This is a genomic window from Gracilimonas qinghaiensis (assembly GCF_046602855.1).
Taxonomy (GTDB): Bacteria; Bacteroidota; Rhodothermia; order Balneolales; family Balneolaceae; genus Gracilimonas.
Map to the genome: position 1 here is coordinate 673,842 of NZ_JBKINJ010000001.1, position 20,752 is coordinate 694,593.

The window sequence follows — 20,752 nt, forward strand, 5'->3', positions numbered from 1 at the left end:
ACCGTTTAGTCTTTGTTACTTATGTCAACTTTTCGGTAATCAAAGTCATGCAGACCTTTTTTGATACGTTCCTGAGTTTCGGCAGGAAGTTGGTCGAACTTGCTGGAAGTACTTAGTGTCTCTTTCGTATTTTTGGATTTCCAGACCTCATCTTCTCCGATCAGTGAATTAGCGGTTTTATGGTAACTTTCCAGGATCTGTTCTTCGAACGGTAATCCGATCTTCTCAAATAAATAGCCCAGTGCTTTTCCGGGATTTTCAACAAGATTTTTATACCTGAGGTGGTAATTATTTTTCAGTCCAATATACTGTTCAGATATCCTGATGCTACGATTCCACCAAAAGATGGACTTATCGACGGATCGACTCCCGGACCACTCATCAGGATTATTAGCGGTAGCTTCAATCATGCTGGCAACTACATCCTCCCCGTTTCTGATAAGGTGAATGAAGACAGCATTTTTTTCAGTTTTTTGTATAAGATCAATATAGTGAAGATGTCTTGGTGTTTTTTCTAAAAGATAGTTTTCTTCTGCATCCCGATAATGCTCCCCAATTTTATTAAGCTGGTGATTCAGGAACCGGGTCCATTTAACGGTACTGAAAGTGTAATTAAATTTTTTAAGCTCCTTATTTTGTGGTACTGAGAGTTCGGTCAAGATCTGATCCACCATATTCAGATGCTTTGTTCGGTATATGGTGATTGCCTGCACAATGGGATTGATAGAGATCGTTTTGGAATAGAGATGTGTCTCAGGAAATGAAACGATCTTACTGTGAGAGGCAATAAAACTTTGCAATAAGGTGGTTCCGGAACGTGGGCAGCCTACTATAAAGATCTTTTTCATCATAAGTTATAGCAAGCCTAATTCCCTGGATTCCTTAAGGTATTGTTGAAAGGCATCAGCTGCCTTTTCACTGAGTCGGAATCGTGGATGCCCAAAGAGATCTCTCTTTATGACGGCATGCCAGATATACTGCATTAAAGCAGTGGGTGAATTTCTGATCCTGCGCTTAAAATGATCCTTTTCCCAGGTGTTTTCCCCGTGATAAGCACGCAAGAATAAGTAATTATAGGAATGATCCAGTTTGTGGTAACGCAGCTTCATCCATTTATCCAGATATACCGTATCTTCAGAGCGCTTGGTTTCGGGATAACGAATGTCATCACTTCTCCGATGCATAATGCTTCCGGGAATCCCATCAGGTAATATTCCAATATAGGGGTGCATCATAAACTCTTCGGTGTCTAGGTGCATAAGGGATGAAGCCAGGCAACAGGCATCATAGCCCTGATCGAGAACATCAGCCTGAATTTTAATTCTGTCAGGATGATACCAATCGTCATCATCCCACTGGATGAGGTAATCTCCGTTGGATTCTTTAAGACTTCGATTACGCAATTTACCCAATACAAAATCAGGCTCTTTTTCCAGCTTAACATACTTTACCTGATCGGCAGGCAGATCCTCAAGTATAGGGGAATAATCCTCTTCTCCGTCGTCCACAATGATCAATTCCTTATTCTCGTAGGTTTGATTTTGAAAACACTGAACGGCTCTATTTGCAAGATCACGCCTGTTGGCTGTAACCATAAGGCAACTGACCTTAGGGTTTTTACTTTTGGATTCGGGCATTTTTGGGTGTTTGTTTCACAGGGAATATTTAGCAGAAAATACCGTTAAATTCACAGAGGTGTAAATCTCATTTTATTTCATAAGATACGTTGGTTTTCATCACCATATTATTACCATCATGAACAGACTCACAGGCACAATCTTATTAGCGCTATTCTTATTCAACTCAACGTTTGCTCAGATCAATAAAGAGAAGTTAATGGAACCCCTCGAAGAATTACCCGGGGGTGTGTTGATGGTTGAAGATTTTGAAAAAGAGAATATCGGCGAGCTGCCTTCCAGATGGTATAACAGGGATGTTAAGCAGAATGCGAACGACCCTAAGGAAGCAAAGAAATATCACTATACCATTGAAGAAGAGAATGGGAATAAGTTTCTGCACTATGAGCACACAGATGCCCGCCATCTTAACTTTCCCCTCTTGGAGAGAAAAAATGTGAATATTCATGAAACTCCCATTCTATCCTGGAAATGGCGGGTCAATAAATTACCTGAAGGCGGAAATGAAGATAATGAACCCAATGATGTAGCTGCAAGTATTTATGTGGCCTATAACATGGGTAGGGTAGCGTTGTTCAAAAAAGTACCTAAAAGTATTCGGTATACATGGAGTAGTTCATTACCCAAAGGGACTGAATTATCCAAGTTCTTTGGTAATCAGAAGATCGTGGTAGTAGAATCCGGAGAAGATGAAATGGGTAAGTGGATCCGTTTTGAGCGAAATATCAAAGAGGATTACGAACGTTTGTTTGGGGATGAAGCCCCTAAGACTCCAATGGCTATCTTACTACTGAGTGATGCAGATCAAACAAAAAGTACGGCTATTGCTGACTATGATGATATCATGCTTAAGCCGAAAGAATGACCCGTACTTTTTATTCCAAAATGATATTTTAAGCGATCCCTTAGCTTCGTCTTAATGCGTTTATGGTTTTACGTTCTGTGAACCAGATCACAAAAATTGATAGTGCGAATATAAAGACAGAAGCAAGTATCACCCCAAGTATGTTTGCGCCTCCGAACCAATAGTTGATGCCATATCGCGTGGCCACGGCAACACCAGTAAGAGGCAATAAGATGTATAGTGCTGAAAAACTTTTGAATCCGAAATACCACGGATTGGTTTCGGTTACTTTGGCTCCAAAATAGAATATCACTCCTGAGATCAAAGGGTAAAGGGTTAGCCACACATAGGCCACGGCCAGCATGCTTATCTGAGCGGCTATCAGGAAGCCTATAGGCAGTATAATACCACTGCTAAGCGTGAAGTAAAATACGAAGCGCGCTTCACCTTTAGCATTGATCAGTTTAGGCAATAGTGTGATAAGGCATTGGATCAAACCTACGGCAACGAATATTCTCATAAAGGGTACGGCATCCAGCCACTTTTCGTAACCAACCATTGGCAGGAACCAATCTATGTATGTGCCTAAGATGATCATCACGGTTCCCACCAAAAACATACTGGCTTTACTCATGGTGAAGAAGTAGTTGCGAAGCCGTTCGATCTGATCCTGTAGTTTTGCAAACGCCGGATAAGCAACCCGATTGATGACGCTGGAAAGTTCCTGAACAGTATCAAACACTAGGCGGTAGGCAAAGGCATAGATCCCCACCAGCTCCATAGAAAAGAATTTACCGATAATGAGATAATCTGCATTCATATACAGTTTATGAAGCGTGTGAGAACCGGCCGTATACAATCCAAATCTGAGCAGATGTTTTATCTGTTGATACTTGAACTGAAGTCTTGGCCAATATGGCTTAAAAATGAGACTCAGAATCATCTGTCCGACTTTATGAGCCAGTTCAGCAAGAACGATGGACCATGCACCCCAGCCTGCCCATGCCAGATAGATCATTAAACCGGCTGAAGCGGCAAGTGAAACGTTATCGATGATCGCGATCTTTTTAAACGCCAGCTCACGGGTAAGCAGCCTGCTTGAGATCATGTAAAAACTGAAAGCAATGATACCCAGCATGTAAACACGGATCATGGGAGACAAGACTTCCGTATCATAAAACTGAGCGATCCATGGGGCAACAAGATAAAGTGATGCGTAAAGCACTGAAGATATTAGAAAACTTATCCAAAAAAGGGAGTCGATCTGAGTACGGCCAATTTTTCGCTCTTGAATAATAGCAGCTCCCAATCCAAGCTCGGTAAGTGCTTTGGCTGTATTGAAAAAAGCTATAGCTAATGCGGCAATACCAAATTCTGCCTCAGATATGATCTTTAAGGTATAAAATAAAGCCGCTGCGTTAAGAAGACGGGCTACAACCGAACTGGCTCCGCTGTATAGTACTGATGAAGCTACTTTTCGGGCAAAAGAAGTCTCAGTCATTGTAATGTAGTCTCATCAATTTTGCGGATGGGTTATTCAACTGATTTGAAAACCAAATATAGGGTTAACTCAGAGAGAATGGAAGCTCTTAAAATAGAAGGGATAGATAGCTTTTTGTGGTTTACTTGGCAACCATATAGTAAAAGTATCCATCTTTATTACCATTTATGGTGGCAGTGCCATGCATCTCCAGGAGCTCTCCGCCAACTACCTTTTTAACGAAAAATTTCTGAACGGAACCTAATTCATTGATCAGTGAATATTGATTTAAGATATTATCAACAGTAACCTTCAGATCTCCTTTCTGATAAGTACCAAATACAACTTCTTTATTTAGGTCTCCTTTTGATCGTTTAATATCGATCTCTGAAGGTGTCAGGAGATGGGCCAATCCGTTTTTATATCCAACGCCATAACCAATGGTAGATCGAGCTCTGCCACTTTTTATCTTCAGAAAATGGAAAAAGAACCCGTTTTTATCATCACCTTGTTTAACTCTAAAACTAGTGTCAATGAGATCTGTGGTAAGATTATCCTGATAAAGGTGATCCATATAACCGGTTCCGCCTACCTGAACAGTATCATCATTTATGGCAATGTAACCCTTCACACTTGCATGAGGGATTGGTATAGTAAGGCCTAATTTATGAGAACCAATAGTGTAAACACCATCTCCAAGTGCTTTTCCCTGGGCTATATCATAAAATGTGAGATCTACATCGTATTTTACACCTTTCTTTTCTGTTTTATAGTATAAACGATGTTCTCCGTCCAGGCTTCCCTTTGCCCAGTAATTTCTTTCCGGATGGAGCCGGAGATAATGATCTTCAGCTTCACTGATCAGATCAGATGGAGCGTATTCTTTGTTTACCACATAACTTTTGCCATCCTTCCAGGCTACCATCAGTTTTCCTCCCGTTACACGTTCTTTGAAAGAGGAACCAAAATCATTTATGGAAAAAGTAATGACCATTTGAATTCCTTCGTTCAGATCAGCGTGGTAGGTCCACAATTCATTATAATATTTGGAGGGCAGATTCTTGGCCACAAAATCTTCAGGAGTAGTATCCCTGAAACTACCGCTTGGTGATTGAGCGAGTAAAGGAGTAGTGGTGATAAATAATATTAATATCGTTAAAAGTCTTTGTGACATTAAGTAGATCTCTATAAGTTAATTTGCGAACCTTTTATAATAACAGTTGACTCACAACACTTCTAAAATGTATGAGTGATTAAAATATTATGTTTGATTGCTTTAATAATTATTTCGATTCAAGGATCGATAGTGTATTTGATAAATTATAATGTGGGATAAATAATTTCATTAAGTGAATTTTAAATTCAGTAGAGTAAGACCCTTTTTATAAACGTATTCTCAGCCCATTTTTCAACTCCGGGGATCTGGTTGATATATCGGTTCCAGAAAAACCCCATAATGATCAGTTGAATGGTGAAGGTTTTGAAAAATATATTCATAGTCAGGTCAATACCTACATGCATCCCAATGAGCATAATTATGATGTAGGGCCTGAATTTTTTGAACCATACTGTAAACCCAAGCAGTTCGGTGATCAAGCCGAAAGAGAGGATAAGAGTGGCAAGAAACCGACTATTGAAGGCTAATTCCTGAAGCCAGTTATACTGAAATTCCCCCTGCAAAGATAGTATATCAATGCTTTTTTCACCCATCCAAAGCCATAAGTGTGAGCCGTCAACCCAGGTAATACCGGTAGCAACCAGTTTACTGATGGCAGCCGAAGTATAACCCAGTCCCATAAAGAATAAGGCAAATCCAAAGGCGAAGATCAGTTCTTTCTTCATGCCCTTGAAGAAAATAGCAGCAAGTCCCAATCCCATCAAACTAAAGCCAACCAGGTTTGCACTGTGTGGGATCTCTCCCTGAGAAAATCGGGCTACATGTTGCAGGTGAAAGAGCAAAAACGCAATGGCATATAACCAGCGTCCTCTTTTAAATAGTAAAGGGACCAGAGTAAAGGCAGTGATCAGGCCCGCATTATAAATAGAGATACTATTGCTGAAGAAAATGCTGATATCAATGTAATTTGCAAGACCAAGCGGAAGAACAACATCACTTAAGCGAGGGATATAAAATGCCCATTCCCAGGTATAGATCAATGTGTAAGTAACCGTAAAGAATTCAAAAGCCCTCAGCTGAATTTTGGTACCGATGGAATCAGGTTGATCAAAATGAAACAGGTTTTTAAGAATATTCATCGTTACTCAGAAAAAAGATGAGGATTTTTGATCGTGGAATCAGCTGTAAATAAGAACATTGGAATGGCTTCGATCACCACACTGTCTTGTTCATTCATATAACCTCTTACCCGTGTTGCCAGCCACATCTCCCCGGGGTATTGATCGATCTGAAAGGTGGATCGTAATCCATTCAGTCTCTTTTCATTCCAAACTTTGGTTTTAGTGATGAAGTTGGCAAAATCGATCTCATGAATTCCGTAATCTTTGAGAGGCAGGACCCTGTCTTCAATTTCAGTAATGGGTTTGGTTTTCCAAAGATCGGTCCTCGAAGAATCACTTACTTGTTCCACAACACCCCGTGACCATTCCTTGCCGGCTTGTGAGAACATAGGGAATATTGAGAACGGCCAGAATTCCCCCAGATGAGTTGCAACAAGAACAATGTTCACAACAAGGGTCCATATAAGGATCTTCTTATGTTTTTTAAATGATTCCACTCTTGATATTTTATATAAAATTAAATCACAAAGATATTGAAATTCCAATAACTAATCTTGGTTCTGACTGAATCACATTCAGATATCTTAGGTTAACTTTTTTACACAATGAAACTTATCAGCCTAAGTTAACCTTCTGAATCAGGCACCGTCAACTTGTTACAATCTCTCAAAACAGAACAAAGAAATACGTATTTTTGTTGGTTACTAAAACTGTTAAAAATTAACGACTCATTTACAGATTAAATGTCAAAGCTGCTCGAGCTTCTCAAACCACTACTTAATTATAATTACTCTCATCCCTATCTGGTATTAACAGTAACTCTTTTATTGGCTGTTGTTAGCGGTTTCTTTGCTGTACAGTTAAAAGTGGATACGGATATCGCAAACCTTCTTCCTGAAGATCACCCAAATGTGGTTGCGTTAGAAAAACTCAACGAAACCGTTGGAGGTGAAACCGATATGCAGGTCGTTATCAAGTCACCGAGCTTTGAAGCCAATAAGAAGTTTGCTCAGGATCTTATTGAGAAATCGCTGGACATGTATTATCCGAGATACGAGGATTATTTTTTCGAGCGAGCTGAGTTCAAAAGGGAAACGGAATTCACCAAAAATAATGCCTTGTACCTGGCCAGTGAATCGGAATTAAATGATGTGATAAGCTGGCTTGAAGATGAGATCGAACAGGCAAAAGAGGAGGCAAATCCCTTTTATTTCGATCTTGGAGATGAGGAAGAGGAAGAAGATACCCGGGCTGAAGACTTTGAGGAAAGTTATAAAACCTTGGTGCCCTCCGAATATCCGGTGAATGAGGATAGCACCATTATGGTGGTCAAGTTTTATCCCACGGGCTCCAAGAGTGATATACAGTATCTGGAGGATATGTTCGAGGAATACGAAGATCTGATCGCATCGTTAAATCCGGCCGGTTATCACCCCGAAATGGAAGTTCGTTATGGAGGGCGACTCAAACGTCACCTGGAAGAACTGACCTCCATTATGGACGATGTGATTGGAAGTTTTGCAACAGGAATAAGCAGTGTGATCCTCCTGGTGATGATCTACTTCTTCATTAAGAAATATGTGCACTATAGAAAAGGAACTCAGGGTAAGGGCAAGTATACGATCTGGTCTCATATCATCAGAATACCCGTCCCTGTATTGGTGATAGGAATTCCGCTATTGATAAGCTTAGTGTGGACATTCGGAATTACCTACTTCTATTTGGGCATGTTGAATACGATGACGTCCGTATTATTTGTGATCCTATTTGGCTTGGGAATTGACTATGGCATACACTTTTATGCACGATATATAGAGCTTAGGAATAATGGTTATAGTGTGCATGATGCCATAATAAACACCAATGAGAAAACCGGTGAAGCAATATTAGTGTCTGCCTTCACCACAGCTGCTGCTCTATTCATACTGATGTTTGCTGATTTCAGAGGTTTCTCGGAATTCGGTTTTATTTCGGGAACCGGTATTTTGTTGTCACTATTTGGTATGCTTTACATCTTGCCTGCCATCCTGGTAATACTTGATGAAAGACTGAATTGGATACTTATCAGTGAGGAATTTGAGGAGGAGTATAAGGGCTCACATCGTTATCCTTTTGCAAGAACTATAGTCACGGTGGGTTTGGTAGCATCAGCTGTAGTGGTTGGTTTCAGTGGTAACCTGAGCTTTCAGTACGATTTTGGTGAGTTGGAACCAAAATTTCCTGAATATGAGGAATTCAGATCTTTTGCCCGTCAGGTAGAAGACTCTGACAAGAGAAATCCGGCTTACATTGTAGCTGAGACCACTGAGCAGGTAGAGGAAATTGCTCAGATCCTTAGAGAAAGGGCAGAGGCAGATACCGTTTCACCCACAATTCAAAGTGTAGAGACCCTACAGGAAAGATATCCTAACAGCGAATCTGAGAAACAAGAAAAACTTGATAAGATCGCTAAGGTCAGAGAGTTACTTCAGGATCCCTTTTTGGTAGACCGGGATGACGAAGATCTGGATCGACTTCGACAGGCCGCACAAACTACCGAGCCGGTTTCAATAGAACAGATACCGGATTACCTCAAGTCCCGATTCGTGACCAAGGATGGAGAAATCGGGCGTTTTGTGATCGTATATCCCTCAGTAGGTCTGTCTGATGGCCGACAATCTATTGCCTTCAAGAATGATGTTGGCGTGGTAACCCTGGATAGTGGAGCGGAATTCTATGCCTCAAGTACATCCATTGTCGCAGCCTCTATGTTAGACCTGATGCGGACTGAAAGTCCCTATATGGTGGCAGCCACATTTATCTTTATCTATTTCTTCATGTTATTCTCATTCAGGTCGTTTAGGTGGTCACTGATCGCAATGCTACCGTTAATAGTAGGATTATTATGGTTGTTCGGGATCATGATGATCTTTGGGCTGCAGTTCAATTTCTATAATCTGGTGGTTCTGCCGGCTATATTGGGTATTGGAGAAGACAGTGGGGTGCATCTGGCTCACCGTTATCGTGAGGAGGGAAGGAACAGCATGTGGCAGGTTCTTTCGAGTACAGGACAACATATTACTATGGGCTCTATCACAACCATGCTAGGTTTTGCCGGTTTATTGTTTACAAATCACCCCGGATTACAATCTATCGGGATCATGGCGACTATCGGGATCGGAATGACCCTGCTAACCTCAATAACCTTCATGCCTGCGTTGATACAGTGGCTGGAGGACAAAAACTGGCTTCGATTTTAAACACAAATACCAGGGCAAGTTGTAGGGATGACCACCTATCATAGGATATTGGATGGTTATATTTTATTCTGAGGTAAGTATTAAAAATCCTGGGATATCTAGTTATATACTTTTCCAATCTCTAAGTTTGATCCATCACAAAAACTCAAAATAGATAATAACAGATAGTAGAATCAAAAGGCTGACCCAGATAAAGATAGCGTAACGGCTTAATTCTTCTCCTTCTCTTTGTTCCACAAAACTGTGCGGTTTTATTCCCTGAAGCAAAAATGTGATGATACCTGCCAGGTTTATACATATTATATAGGTTAGCGTCAATAATCCTGCCCCATAAGCCAGGTCATACATACCACTGCCCAGAAGCAATCCGGTAGTTACCATAGGCGGAAGCAATGCAACAGCTACCATAACTCCGATCACAGCAGCAGAGATACCTCTGGTAAATGACAAGCACCCCGCTACGCCGGCTGCAAGCCCCAATGCAATATCTGCATAACTCACAACAGTACGGGAATTGATCTGTGAAACATCCGGATCAATATTTATGATAAGTCCCATTAGAAAGGAAAGACTTATACCCAGTGAAAATCCATATAAAATGGATTTAAGAGATCTTTTAAGAAGAGCTTTATCTCCAAGGGTGGTTGCCAGTGCCAGCCCTACATTTGGTCCCAGAATTGGTGCGATCACCATCGCACCAATAACCATAGCTGCGTTATCCCGTATCAAACCATTTGCTGCAACCACGCAAGACAGGGCTATTAACACCAGATAAACCCATGAAAAGTCTACAACCTTTTTTATTTCTTCGTACAGTTCTTCTCTTGAAATTCGGTTGACCCGTTCATCGTCTTTTTCCTGTTCTGTTGCCTTGTCTTTATTTTCCTCCTCGTCATCAGAATGTGATGGCAATGTTGCTGAGATAGGAAGAAGGACTATTCTGTAATCCTCTTTCCCTGAAAATTTGGTTTCAAGTTCTCCCAGAATTTTTTCGGTGAGTTCTACATCAGCCAGCAGGTTGATGACCGTTTTACCGCCTTCAGATTTATCGATCCAGGAGTCAACAATGTCATCCTCATTGACGAGTTCGTTAAGGTCATTGAATCCCTCAGGCGGTAATATTTTTACTAATCGTAAAGCCATTCGTTCAGTTTAATTCTACAACTCAACAATAATAACATATAATACCTTGTCTTCGAAAGATAATTATTGAGACTTACTATGGTTATAAAAGTTTAGCCTAACATAATTGGTAAAATCAATAAGCTGCTGGGTATTATCTAAAGAAAGATGAATTAAAGTTCTCTTACTGAATTAATTAAAACCACGTAATTCCGTACTTTTGATTTATGCAAAAAGAACTACAGATCAGAGTACTGCCTGAAGTGGCAGGTGAGTCTCATTTACTTAAAGAATACATTGCGGATAAGGAGGGATTGGCCTCTGAAGATCTCCGGCATGTTGAAATTCTGCGGAGTTCAATAGATGCCAGGGCCAAGCAGGCTTACTATAACTTCAAGGTTCGTTTGTACATCGGTGAGGAATACAGCTCTGAGGAGATCACTTTGCCTGATTATCCTGATGTGAGTAATGCGAGGGAAGTTATTGTGATTGGCTCGGGCCCTGCAGGCTTATTTGCCGCCCTGGAGCTGATGGAGCAAGGGTTAAAGCCCGTTATCCTTGAACGAGGAAAAGATGCAAAGAAACGGATTCAGGATCTGAAAGCGATCAACGTCAGACATGAAGTGAATGAGGATTCCAACTATTGTTTCGGTGAAGGTGGGGCCGGTACCTATTCTGACGGAAAGCTTTACACACGATCCAAAAAACGCGGAAATGTGATGAAGGTGCTGGAAAGGCTGGTGGGCTTTGGAGCAGTCAAGGATATTCTGGTTGATTCTCATCCCCATATCGGTACCAACAAACTGCCGGGTATTATTGCAAATATGCGTGAGTGCATTTTGGAAAGTGGAGGGGAGGTTCATTTCAATACACGCGTAACGGATCTGATAGTTGAATCTGACAAGATAACCGGTGTTAAAACCATGAGCGGGGAGCATTTTCATGCCAACCATGTGATCCTTGCTACAGGCCACAGTGCAAGGGATATCTTCAGGCTTTTACATCAGAAAGGCATCGTCATCGAATTAAAGCCCTTGGCCATTGGGGTCAGAGTTGAGCATCCGCAGGCTTTGATCGACTCCATTCAATACAATTGTGATACGAGGGGTGAGTATTTACCTCCGGCGTCCTACAGTATTGTCAAACAAACGGGAGATCGGGGAGTCTATTCGTTTTGCATGTGTCCCGGTGGAGTTATAGCCCCTTGTGCAACATCACCGGGTGAGATCGTAACCAATGGCTGGTCTTCTTCAAGGCGGGCACGCTCAACGGCAAATTCAGGTATTGTTGTTGAACTTAAACCAAGAGATTTTGATCCTTATCAAAAATTCGGCCCGCTGGCTGCTATGGAGTTTCAGCATGCCATTGAAACCAAAGCCTGGGAAGAAGGGGGTAAAACTCAAACGGCTCCGGCCCAACTCTTGAAAGATTTTGTGGATGGTAAAGTATCCGAGTCACTTCCAAATACCTCTTATGCACCCGGTATTACTTCTGTAGACCTGCGGAGTGTATTGCCCAAATTTATCTACAATTCCCTTAAAGACGGTTTCCGGCAATTTGACCGAAGTATGAAGGGGTATTTGACCAATGATGCCGTGGTCCATGCCCCTGAAACCAGAACGTCGAGTCCCGTTAAGATCCCAAGAGATGATGAGACGTTGCAGCATGTACAAATTGAAGGCTTGTACCCTTGCGGGGAAGGAGCGGGTTACGCCGGTGGTATCGTTTCTGCAGCCATGGACGGGATCAAGTGTGCACAGGCTGTTTTCAGCTCACTATCAGGCTGAAAACTTTATTAAAAAAAATTAATCTTTCTCCCCTTCATCCTAATATCAGTTAAAAACCTCTAATCCTGCGTAGCAGAGTGTATTTCTTATAGATATGTAGGTAAAAACACCTAGGTTATTTTTGTTGCAGGCTCTTTAAAATTTCAAAAATTCTTCGTTTATTATAAGTGCTTAATGAAGCGTTGGAACTAATCAAATGGGGATTTGAATTGTGGGTAAAACAATACACGCTGTTAAGCAGTTAGGGTATTTATTATTTTTCAGTGTAGTATTTACGAGTACTTTAATCGCTCAAGCAGACAATTATCAATGCAGTGATAAAACCAGATCTTATACGGTTGTAGAAGGGGATAACCTTTACAACATAGCAAAGAGCCTTGGTGATTATCGCTTTTGGGAATATATCTATATCGCGAATGCAGACGATATGGATAATCCTCACCTTATCTATCCGAGGCAGTCTATAAAAATTCCAAGCAGGATCGCTGAATTTAGTGCTTCCTCACATTCTGTAGAAGCAGTACTTAATAAACCATTTTGCGCTAATGAAATGGTGAATGTTTCCAAAGTTAAGAAAGAGTACCTGGTTCGTGTAGATATCCAAAAAATGATAGATTCTGAACAGTTGACTGTGAGCTTAGGCAGTAATGAAGCCATCAGTACGCCGGCTGAAGATGAGCGTAAGCTTGAAGAATTCAGGGAGGCTTTTCAAAAACTGGTAGAGGCCGAAAAGGCTGCTGAAAAGAAAGATCTTGAGCCATTCAGGATGGAAGTGGATGGAATGGTCTTGGATGAGACTATCAGTAAGATCGGGCGAGATTTCTACAATGTATTTTATCAGTATTGGTCACCTCCTGAAGAGGCTTATAACTATACCATTACAATTACTGAAAAACCCGCTCCTTCTCTTGGTACCATTGTCTCTGTCAAAATTAATGATACATATACTTATCAATCTAGATTACAACCAAGATTTCAGATGATTGAAGATGCAGGAAAGGATGCCGTGAGGTATTCATACAGTTATCTCCAAAGAAATAAAGACGGGTTAACTATATACTAAGCATGAAATTATGAGAAACACCTTATATAAAATATCGATCAGTGCTTTTTTAATAGTTTTTGCTATTGGGTTGAGTGATCTGCGAGCTCAGGATTTTGTTTATACACCAAAGAACCCCGCCTTTGGGGGAAATCCGATCAACTTTCAGTGGTTGAACAGCTCGGCCAATACACAGAATAAATTCAGTGAATCCGGTCGGTCTGCTTTTGAAAGAGATCCCTTGGCTGATTTTGAACAATCACTTCAGCGTCAGGTTCTATCACAGATCACCCGTAACATAGTGGGCAATCAATTGGGACTGGATTCCGATTTCTCTGAGGACTCACGGTTTGAATTTGGGGAATTCACGATCGAGGTCACTCCCGGTACGGATGGGGTGCAGATCAGGATCTTCAATATTCTGACAGGCGATGAAACGAATATAACCATACCTAATTTTGGCAGTTAATGAGCAGTAGCCTAAAACATATCACCTTTATACTCTTTGTTGGATTACTCCTGACCAACTGTACAGGAACCATGATGCCTATGCATACAGATGAGGCATCTCGGGGAATTATAAGCCGATCTTACGAAGACCTGAAACAGCTTCCCGAGCCTGAAAGCAAGGTGGTGGCAGCCGTATACCGATTCAGGGATCAAACCGGTCAGTATAAGCCTTCGGAAAATATTGCCAGTTGGTCAACAGCTGTGACCCAGGGAGCTACTTCCATTTTGATCAAATCCATGGAAGAATCCGGCTGGTTCATTCCAATTGAAAGGGAGGGTATTTCCAATCTGCTGAATGAACGACAGATCATACAGTCTATTAGAAATCAAAATGCGGGCCCAAACGGACCTGAGCCTTTACCACCATTGTTATTTGCCGGGGTTATCCTGGAAGGTGGGGTGATCGGATATGATACCAATGTGATCACCGGTGGATCTGGCGTAAGATATATGGCCACAGGAGGTTCCACGAATTATCGAAAAGATCAGGTAACTATTTATCTCCGGGCTGTATCCACTCAAAGCGGACGGGTTCTGAAGACAGTACATACCACAAAATCCATCATTTCTCAGCAGCTTGAAAGCGGTGTATTCCGGTACGTAGACACGAACCGCATTCTGGAAGCCGAGACCGGGTACACCTACAATGAACCTCCGGTGATGGCTGTGACCGAAGCTATTGATGAAGCGGTTAAGCAGCTGATCGTGGAAGGGGCAGAGGAAGGTATATGGACACCCAAAGATCCACAGTCATTAGAAGATTATAAACTGGCCTTCAATTTTGAAAAGGAGCGGCAAGAGCAGATGAACCGTAATTATTTCGGATTGCTGGAGCAGGATAATTTGAGAAAAGGATGGTTTTTAAATACAAATGCTCTTGTCTCAAGTCATTTAGGGAACTACGCTGATCCGGAACGGTACGCGGGATTTAATTTCATGATCGAACGAAGCTTGTTTTCAGGATTCAGTGCTCAGGCAAATATCGAACGTACTGCTGTAGGCGCCTACAACGCTTTCTCAGAACCGATCACCCTTGGTGAGTTATTCATGAATAGTTATTTACTGCCTGAAAATAAGATATCACCTTTCTTGTCGGCCGGATTTGGAGCCATGGCCTATGATAAACAACATGATTTTTTAAACGGACAGGTTTATTTCACCACATCTTTTAAAGGCGGGCTCGATTATCGCTTTAATAAGGTATTGGGTCTTAAACTATCTGCGAATTACCGGTATATGCTATCGGATGACCTGGATGGTGTGACGATGGAAGGGTATAACGATCAGTTCTGGAGTGTGAAGGCCGGGATCGTGTTTAAACCGAAATTATGGACGTATTTCAAATAAAAACAAATACTAACAGATGAAGAAAAGAATATAAGATAAGATAAAAACGCAAAACGACGCCGGGGATATTTACCAAACGGTAAATTCGGACACCACGACGCCGAGATGCGAAGCATGAAAGGTACAAATTTTATGTGTCGTATTCTATGTTTGCGTTTTTGCTTATCCCTTAATGATTCTCACAACTAAACAAAAGTGAGGTCCCGCGGCTTTTTGGGCCGGTTACCCTCCGGGGTATTGGTTCTTAAGCGGGGTAAACTTAACAACAATAACAAAAACATAGGATACACTATGAAACGACTAATGACAGTACTCGCAGCCGTTCTTTTTACCACAGGAATGGCGTTTGCACAAAGTAACCAAGCAACCATCAACCAGATTGGAGATGACCATGTAGCTACAGTTCAGCAAGATAATGGCATCGGTAACCAAGCTACAGTTGATCAAGAAGCAGTAGACCAGATTTTTTCAACTGATCCTGCTGAAGATAATTATGCCTTTGTTCAGCAAATAAATGGTAACTATAACCGCGTTGATTTAGACCAAGGTGGAAATGGCGATTATGCCGATGTTAGGCAAAATGGTTATAGAAACGAAGCTGATATGATGCAAAAAGGTCCAAATGATACTGATCATTATGCCACTTTAGTACAGACTGGAAACTATAACACTGTTGATATGTTTCAAGATCATAATGACAATGCAACATTTACAGCTGTACAAACGGGAAACAATAATGATATTTTATCAAATCAGAATGGTGGTACTAGTTTTAGTACTTTACTAATGGACTTCATTCAAACAGGAAATCGTAATTCTATAGATGCTAGACAGAATCAAGGTGCAGCAACAGCATTAATTTATCAATTGAATTCCGATGATAATAGTGCAATCACTCGACAAACTGGTGGAGGTCATTGGCTCAGAGTAGACCAATATTCAGATAATAATACTGCGAATATTACACAAACTGGTACGAATAATACTTCCACTGTGTATCAAAATTAATTATTTGATCCATTTCACAAAATTAATTTTGGCTATGGCCTTGATAGGGCTGTAGCCTATTCACTAAGACATTCTAACTGAAGTATTTCAACAATTATAGTAGGTTACCATCATGAAAAAATTCCTAACTATTTTATTATTTACCGTATTAATAACAGGTACCGTTGTTGCACAAGGTGTGGAAAGAGACGTCGATATATTTCCTGAGCAGGTTTCCATAGAGCATAACGATGCTGTTAAGCAAAGAAGTCAGCAATATGTGTCTATGGGGAGGCCTCTAACCGCACTCAACACGTTCATAAACTCTATTATGCAGGCGGATCAGACCGCAATTATCAATCAGTTTGGCAACGATAATATTGCGAGTATTTCACAAACCGGAAATGGCAATAATGCTTATGTTACCATATTAGGTGATCGTAATGAGGCCGGTGTAGAGCAGTACGGTGACGATAATTTTGCCTTGCTGAAGATCATAGGAGATGATAACAAATACGGGCTGTTACAAGAAGGAAATGAAAATAAGTTTGTAGGGGGAATATTTACCAATGGGTATCAAAACAATTATACTCAAAGCGGAAATGGGTTATCTTTTACGCTTCAGGGGCCAAATTCGATGGGATTAATGATCGAACAAATAGGTCAGGGTTTCGACTTAATTATTGAAAGCAATTAAAACATATCATTTTAACAGACGTAAAAATCGAAGTATGAAGGCAGTATTTATTCAGGTGTTACTGATACTTTTTCTGGTATCCTGTGCAAAAGACAATGTTGGCGTAGATGAATATGGTGGTATTAATGGAAGAGTGATTGACAGTGAGACGGGAGACGGCATTGGAAGTGTAAACGTTACTACAACTCCTCCCACGGTTGCTATACTTACAGAGAATGATGGGGCTTTTCAAATCGCAGAAGCACCGGTTGGCAGTTACACAGTTCAGGCCAGAAAACCGGGATACAAAAATAACTCGGTGAGCGTCTCTGTGGGTGAGTGGAAGAGTGTAAGAGCAGACTTGCTACTCGAAGCTGAAGAAGAGGACCCGCCTGCCGAAGAAAATGTACTGCGGGCAACCGTTGATTCCTGGTTTAATGCACAAAGCGGGGACAGCTCCTTTGTTGAGGTGGAGTATTCGGTAGAAAATATCAGCGAACGCACGGATGTGGATGAATACGAGGTCTATTTCGAGATCACAACCGGGGGCAATACCTACTATTTTGATGCAGCCGGCACGGACCTAAAAGTAGATCAAAAGAATTACGGTGAATTCAGGAAATACATCCGCTCCGAAACGGCCAGCGACGTACTCATCGAAAAAACCTGGTTCTCCGAAGGCTCCGGCGATGATTCAGGAAGCAACTAAATAGCCTGAGTTCCAGATAAAACTCATCTTTTGTGTCCCGCTTAGGCTCACTATGTTTAAACGACTGGGTTGTAGCATCATTTGAGATCCTTCGCGTTCAACAAATTATACTCAGAAAGCTTCTAAAGCGCTCAGGATGACATATTCTTAGCTGTTGTGTTGAAATCAGGATAACTATACAATTTAACTGCTAACTGCTAACTGCTAACTGCTAACTGCTAACTGCTAACTGCTAACTGCTCACTGAAGATCATTGTCTCCAGAAGGCCGGTGAGAAGATGATCAGCACGGTAAAGATCTCAAGTCGCCCAACCATCATCAGCATGATGAGGACCCATTTGGCCGCATAGGGTAAACCGGCAAAGTTATCAGTGGGCCCAAAGTCACCCCAGCCCGGACCAATGTTCCCAATGGCCGCTATGCTCGCCCCGATCGACGACATGATGTCGTACCCGAACAAACTGATGATAAAGGCTCCTGTGGCAAATATGAAGATATACAGGATGAAAAAACTAAGTACGGTCCTCTGTATATTCTGACTGATGGTCTGATCTCCAATTCGAACCGGCAGAATAGCTTTTGGATGCATGATCTGCTTGATCTCTCTTCCGGTATTACGGATCAGTACCATCCACCGCATCATCTTAATGCCACCTCCGGTTGAACCGGCACACCCGCCGGTAAAGAACAAGAGAAAGAGGAAAAAAGCGCCTATACTATTCCATAATTCATAATCATCGGTACCAAACCCGGTTGTAGTGACGATAGCCAGGACCTGAAACGCTCCGTAACGCAAGGCTTCAAGAATATCATAATTATCAACAAGCCATAGTGAACCGGATACGATGACGACTCCAATACCGATTATCAAGGTATAGAATCTTATTTCACGATTTGAGAAAAACGATTCCGTATCGCCTCTGAATAACCTGAAGTGCATGGCAAAGTTAACCCCTGCTATATACATAAAAATGATGATCACCCAGTCAATATAAGCTGAGTTAAAAGTTTCAATACTTCCATTTTTAGTGGAAAAACCGCCGGTTGCCAATGTTGAAAAGGCATGATTGATAGCCTCAAACCAGTCCATGGCAGGGTGTGCCCATAACAATAGAAATTCAGCTGCTGTAAAAGCCAGATAAACGACCCATAACAGTTTTGCAGTTTCCTGTACGCGTGGTGTCAGTTTATCGGCTGTAGGACCCGGGGACTCAGCCTGAAAGAGCTGCATACCGCCAATTCCCAATAGAGGAAGAATGGCAAGAGACAGTACGATGATACCCATACCGCCCAGCCAGTGTGCCAGAGAACGCCAAAATAAAAAGCTTTTAGGAATATCCTCGATCAGTGGGTTGCTGAATCCATCGGTTGTTGTACCCCCAAGAATGGTGGAACCGGTGGTTGTAAGTCCGCTCATAGTCTCAAAAACGGCATCTGTAAAAGAGGGCAGGACACCTGATATCACAAACGGCAGGGCTCCGACAATAGACAGAGTAAACCAAGTCAGACTTACGATCAGAAAACCCTCACGTATTCTGAGTTCATGATCAGGTTTAAAGAAATACCAGAGCGTACCGCCAACGGTAAAGGCGATTCCTGCAGATATCAGGAATGAATGCCAGGTATTCTGACCGTATACAAGATCAATAATTGCAGGTGTCAAGAGAGCAAAGCCCATAAAGAATATGAAGGCCCCCAGGACTCCCAGAACAACAAGGAAATCGATATTGGCACGTGGTGCTTTACTTTTAAAAAATGGAGCCATTATTGAAAAAGCTTGGTTATTCTGTCAACGGCTGAAGGCAGGCAGAAAATTATGACACGATCGCCGGCATTTATCTGCGTTTCACCGGTGGCAATTTCCACATCACCGTTACGTAAGACGCCACCGATCACGCATCCTTCCGGTAAATTAAGCTTTTTGATGGGTTTTTTAGTGATCTTTGATTCTTTGGTGGCCTGAAGTTCAATGACTTCTGCTTTAATTCCCCGTAACTCGGTAACCGATATCACTCTTCCGCGCCTTACGTAGCGATGTATCTCGTTAGAAGCTGCTACTTTCTTATTTATGACGGCATCAAGCCCAATGGTTTGAGCCAGGGGTATAAAGTCCGGTTTTGAAACAAGTGCCACCGTTTTTTTGACCTCAAGGTGTTTGGCCATCAGGCAGGATATAATATTGGATTCCTCATCGTCAGTAACGGCAATAAAAGCATCCATTTCATTGATGCCTTCTGTGACGAGAAGATCAGGGTCAGTTGGGTTGCCATGCAGAACCATGATCTCTTTCATATCTATGGCAAGCTGTTCTGCTTTGTCGTAATCAGGCTCTATCAGTTTTACAGACCAGGTCTTTGCAGGGTCTTCAGCTAATATTTTTGCGATCATAGCTCCCATGCCTGAGCCTCCGGCTATCATCACTGAGTTCAGTTCCTTTTCTTTTTTCCCCGTGGTCTTAATGACATCATTGATGTCCTGCGTTTCAGCCAGAACAAAGATCTGATCATAATTCTGAAACTTTACGGAACCGGTAGGTATAATTGTTCGCCCCCGCCTTCCAATTGCCACAACACGGAACGTTAATTCGGGATAGTTGGCTGCATACTCAGTAAGCGATTTATCTATAAGAGGAGAATCCTTTTCGAGACGGATACCAATGAGCTGCATACGGTCATCGGCAAGATTGATGACATCACTGGCTGATGATCTCTTAAGCAACTGTGCGATCTCGTGTGCGGCACTTAGTTCAGGATGGATCATTACATCTATCCCTAAATCAGATGGGGTGAGGGGGGCATTATCATCAGAGAATTCATCACTGCGTATTCGGGCTATTACCATTTTGGCGCCCAAACGTCTTCCTATCATACCGGCGATCATATTCACCTCATCAATGCTGGTGACACAGATAAGTATTTCAGCTTCACCGGCAGTGGCAGAAACCAAATCTTTAACGGAAGTTGCGTTGCCTTCAACAGTCAAAACATCAAGGGAATCCGCAACTCGTGATAATGCCGTTTTATCACGGTCAAGTACAGTTACATCATGTTTCTCTGACGAAAGAACACTGGCTAAGTCATAACCAATTTCTCCGCCACCAATAATTACGATCTTCAATAGTCAGTGTTTTTTTA

The 20,752-nt window shown here is 41.8% G+C and carries 18 protein-coding genes; 9 read left to right on the top strand and 9 right to left on the bottom strand.

Going from position 1 to position 20,752, the window contains the following annotated elements:
• Positions 1-5 precede the first annotated feature (5 nt).
• A complete protein-coding gene (locus ACKGJO_RS03070) occupies positions 6-851 on the bottom strand; it encodes a sulfotransferase family protein (RefSeq protein ID WP_411321927.1) in 846 nt (281 codons plus the stop codon).
• A 3-nt stretch (positions 852-854) separates the two neighbouring features.
• Entirely contained in the window at positions 855-1,637 is a 783-nt protein-coding gene (locus tag ACKGJO_RS03075) for a glycosyltransferase family 2 protein (RefSeq protein ID WP_411321928.1), read from the bottom strand.
• A gap of 118 nt (positions 1,638-1,755) precedes the next feature.
• Here ACKGJO_RS03075 and ACKGJO_RS03080 point away from each other — a divergent pair, with 118 nt between their 5' ends.
• Positions 1,756-2,502, top strand: coding sequence for a DUF3047 domain-containing protein (locus ACKGJO_RS03080; protein WP_411321929.1), 747 nt, complete (start codon positions 1,756-1,758; stop codon positions 2,500-2,502).
• A gap of 40 nt (positions 2,503-2,542) precedes the next feature.
• On the opposite strand, the gene ACKGJO_RS03085 is transcribed toward ACKGJO_RS03080, so the two are convergent.
• The 4 genes from ACKGJO_RS03085 to ACKGJO_RS03100 all read right to left on the bottom strand — a co-directional run bounded on the left by ACKGJO_RS03085 (position 2,543) and on the right by ACKGJO_RS03100 (position 6,696).
• A complete protein-coding gene (locus ACKGJO_RS03085) occupies positions 2,543-3,982 on the bottom strand; it encodes a lipopolysaccharide biosynthesis protein (protein ID WP_411321930.1) in 1,440 nt (479 codons plus the stop codon).
• A gap of 121 nt (positions 3,983-4,103) precedes the next feature.
• Positions 4,104-5,135 (bottom strand): hypothetical protein, encoded by a 1,032-nt coding sequence (locus tag ACKGJO_RS03090; RefSeq protein ID WP_411321931.1) that lies wholly within the window; start codon positions 5,133-5,135, stop codon positions 4,104-4,106.
• A 188-nt stretch (positions 5,136-5,323) separates the two neighbouring features.
• Positions 5,324-6,217: a hypothetical protein gene (locus ACKGJO_RS03095; protein ID WP_411321932.1), complete on the bottom strand. Its 894-nt coding sequence runs from the start codon at positions 6,215-6,217 to the stop codon at positions 5,324-5,326.
• 2 nt (positions 6,218-6,219) lie between these two features.
• Complete coding sequence (locus ACKGJO_RS03100) at positions 6,220-6,696, bottom strand: hypothetical protein (RefSeq protein WP_411321933.1); 477 nt, start codon at positions 6,694-6,696, stop codon at positions 6,220-6,222.
• A gap of 246 nt (positions 6,697-6,942) precedes the next feature.
• Between ACKGJO_RS03100 and ACKGJO_RS03105 the strand changes: the two genes are divergently transcribed.
• Positions 6,943-9,438 carry an efflux RND transporter permease subunit gene (locus ACKGJO_RS03105; protein ID WP_411321934.1) on the top strand — a complete coding sequence of 832 codons (2,496 nt, stop codon included), beginning with the start codon at positions 6,943-6,945 and terminating at the stop codon, positions 9,436-9,438.
• Between the two features lie 135 nt (positions 9,439-9,573).
• Here ACKGJO_RS03105 and ACKGJO_RS03110 read toward each other — a convergent pair whose 3' ends face one another.
• Positions 9,574-10,581, bottom strand: coding sequence for a TIGR00341 family protein (locus ACKGJO_RS03110; RefSeq protein ID WP_411321935.1), 1,008 nt, complete (start codon positions 10,579-10,581; stop codon positions 9,574-9,576).
• A 206-nt stretch (positions 10,582-10,787) separates the two neighbouring features.
• On the opposite strand from ACKGJO_RS03110, the gene ACKGJO_RS03115 reads away from it, so the two are divergent.
• The 7 genes from ACKGJO_RS03115 to ACKGJO_RS03145 all read left to right on the top strand — a co-directional run bounded on the left by ACKGJO_RS03115 (position 10,788) and on the right by ACKGJO_RS03145 (position 17,618).
• A complete protein-coding gene (locus ACKGJO_RS03115; protein WP_411321936.1) occupies positions 10,788-12,347 on the top strand; it encodes an NAD(P)/FAD-dependent oxidoreductase in 1,560 nt (519 codons plus the stop codon).
• Between the two features lie 211 nt (positions 12,348-12,558).
• Complete coding sequence (locus ACKGJO_RS03120) at positions 12,559-13,410, top strand: CsgE family curli-type amyloid fiber assembly protein (RefSeq protein ID WP_411321937.1); 852 nt, start codon at positions 12,559-12,561, stop codon at positions 13,408-13,410.
• Positions 13,411-13,420: 10 nt separating this feature from the next.
• A complete protein-coding gene (locus ACKGJO_RS03125; protein ID WP_411321938.1) occupies positions 13,421-13,858 on the top strand; it encodes a curli production assembly/transport component CsgF in 438 nt (145 codons plus the stop codon).
• Positions 13,858-15,246 (top strand): CsgG/HfaB family protein, encoded by a 1,389-nt coding sequence (locus tag ACKGJO_RS03130; RefSeq protein ID WP_411321939.1) that lies wholly within the window; start codon positions 13,858-13,860, stop codon positions 15,244-15,246. Before ACKGJO_RS03125 ends, ACKGJO_RS03130 begins: the two co-directional genes overlap by 1 nt.
• 291 nt (positions 15,247-15,537) lie before the next feature.
• Positions 15,538-16,254 (top strand): hypothetical protein, encoded by a 717-nt coding sequence (locus ACKGJO_RS03135; protein WP_411321940.1) that lies wholly within the window; start codon positions 15,538-15,540, stop codon positions 16,252-16,254.
• A 112-nt stretch (positions 16,255-16,366) separates the two neighbouring features.
• Entirely contained in the window at positions 16,367-16,930 is a 564-nt protein-coding gene (locus tag ACKGJO_RS03140; RefSeq protein ID WP_411321941.1) for a curlin repeat-containing protein, read from the top strand.
• 34 nt (positions 16,931-16,964) lie between these two features.
• Positions 16,965-17,618 carry a carboxypeptidase-like regulatory domain-containing protein gene (locus ACKGJO_RS03145; RefSeq protein WP_411321942.1) on the top strand — a complete coding sequence of 218 codons (654 nt, stop codon included), beginning with the start codon at positions 16,965-16,967 and terminating at the stop codon, positions 17,616-17,618.
• A 250-nt stretch (positions 17,619-17,868) separates the two neighbouring features.
• Here the strand turns inward: ACKGJO_RS03145 and ACKGJO_RS03150 are convergent, their stop codons facing one another.
• Positions 17,869-19,383, bottom strand: a complete 1,515-nt coding sequence (locus tag ACKGJO_RS03150) for a TrkH family potassium uptake protein (RefSeq protein WP_411321943.1) — start codon at positions 19,381-19,383, stop codon at positions 17,869-17,871.
• Complete coding sequence (gene trkA / locus ACKGJO_RS03155) at positions 19,383-20,735, bottom strand: Trk system potassium transporter TrkA (RefSeq protein WP_411321944.1); 1,353 nt, start codon at positions 20,733-20,735, stop codon at positions 19,383-19,385. The genes ACKGJO_RS03150 and trkA overlap by 1 nt, the downstream gene beginning before the upstream one ends.
• Positions 20,736-20,752 lie beyond the last annotated feature (17 nt).

Excerpts from the sequence above, each read along its gene's own strand:
- ACKGJO_RS03090 (WP_411321931.1), bottom strand. The coding sequence starts at position 5,135 with ATGTCACAAAGACTTTTAACGATATTAATATTATTTATCACCACTACT.
- ACKGJO_RS03135 (WP_411321940.1), top strand. The coding sequence starts at position 15,538 with ATGAAACGACTAATGACAGTACTCGCAGCCGTTCTTTTTACCACAGGA.
- ACKGJO_RS03145 (WP_411321942.1), top strand. The coding sequence starts at position 16,965 with ATGAAGGCAGTATTTATTCAGGTGTTACTGATACTTTTTCTGGTATCC.
- ACKGJO_RS03115 (WP_411321936.1), top strand. The coding sequence starts at position 10,788 with ATGCAAAAAGAACTACAGATCAGAGTACTGCCTGAAGTGGCAGGTGAG.
- ACKGJO_RS03075 (WP_411321928.1), bottom strand. The coding sequence starts at position 1,637 with ATGCCCGAATCCAAAAGTAAAAACCCTAAGGTCAGTTGCCTTATGGTT.
- ACKGJO_RS03140 (WP_411321941.1), top strand. The coding sequence starts at position 16,367 with ATGAAAAAATTCCTAACTATTTTATTATTTACCGTATTAATAACAGGT.
- ACKGJO_RS03125 (WP_411321938.1), top strand. The coding sequence starts at position 13,421 with ATGAGAAACACCTTATATAAAATATCGATCAGTGCTTTTTTAATAGTT.
- ACKGJO_RS03110 (WP_411321935.1), bottom strand. The coding sequence starts at position 10,581 with ATGGCTTTACGATTAGTAAAAATATTACCGCCTGAGGGATTCAATGAC.
- ACKGJO_RS03080 (WP_411321929.1), top strand. The coding sequence starts at position 1,756 with ATGAACAGACTCACAGGCACAATCTTATTAGCGCTATTCTTATTCAAC.
- ACKGJO_RS03150 (WP_411321943.1), bottom strand. The coding sequence starts at position 19,383 with ATGGCTCCATTTTTTAAAAGTAAAGCACCACGTGCCAATATCGATTTC.
- ACKGJO_RS03085 (WP_411321930.1), bottom strand. The coding sequence starts at position 3,982 with ATGACTGAGACTTCTTTTGCCCGAAAAGTAGCTTCATCAGTACTATAC.
- ACKGJO_RS03070 (WP_411321927.1), bottom strand. The coding sequence starts at position 851 with ATGATGAAAAAGATCTTTATAGTAGGCTGCCCACGTTCCGGAACCACC.
- ACKGJO_RS03130 (WP_411321939.1), top strand. The coding sequence starts at position 13,858 with ATGAGCAGTAGCCTAAAACATATCACCTTTATACTCTTTGTTGGATTA.
- ACKGJO_RS03105 (WP_411321934.1), top strand. The coding sequence starts at position 6,943 with ATGTCAAAGCTGCTCGAGCTTCTCAAACCACTACTTAATTATAATTAC.
- ACKGJO_RS03095 (WP_411321932.1), bottom strand. The coding sequence starts at position 6,217 with ATGAATATTCTTAAAAACCTGTTTCATTTTGATCAACCTGATTCCATC.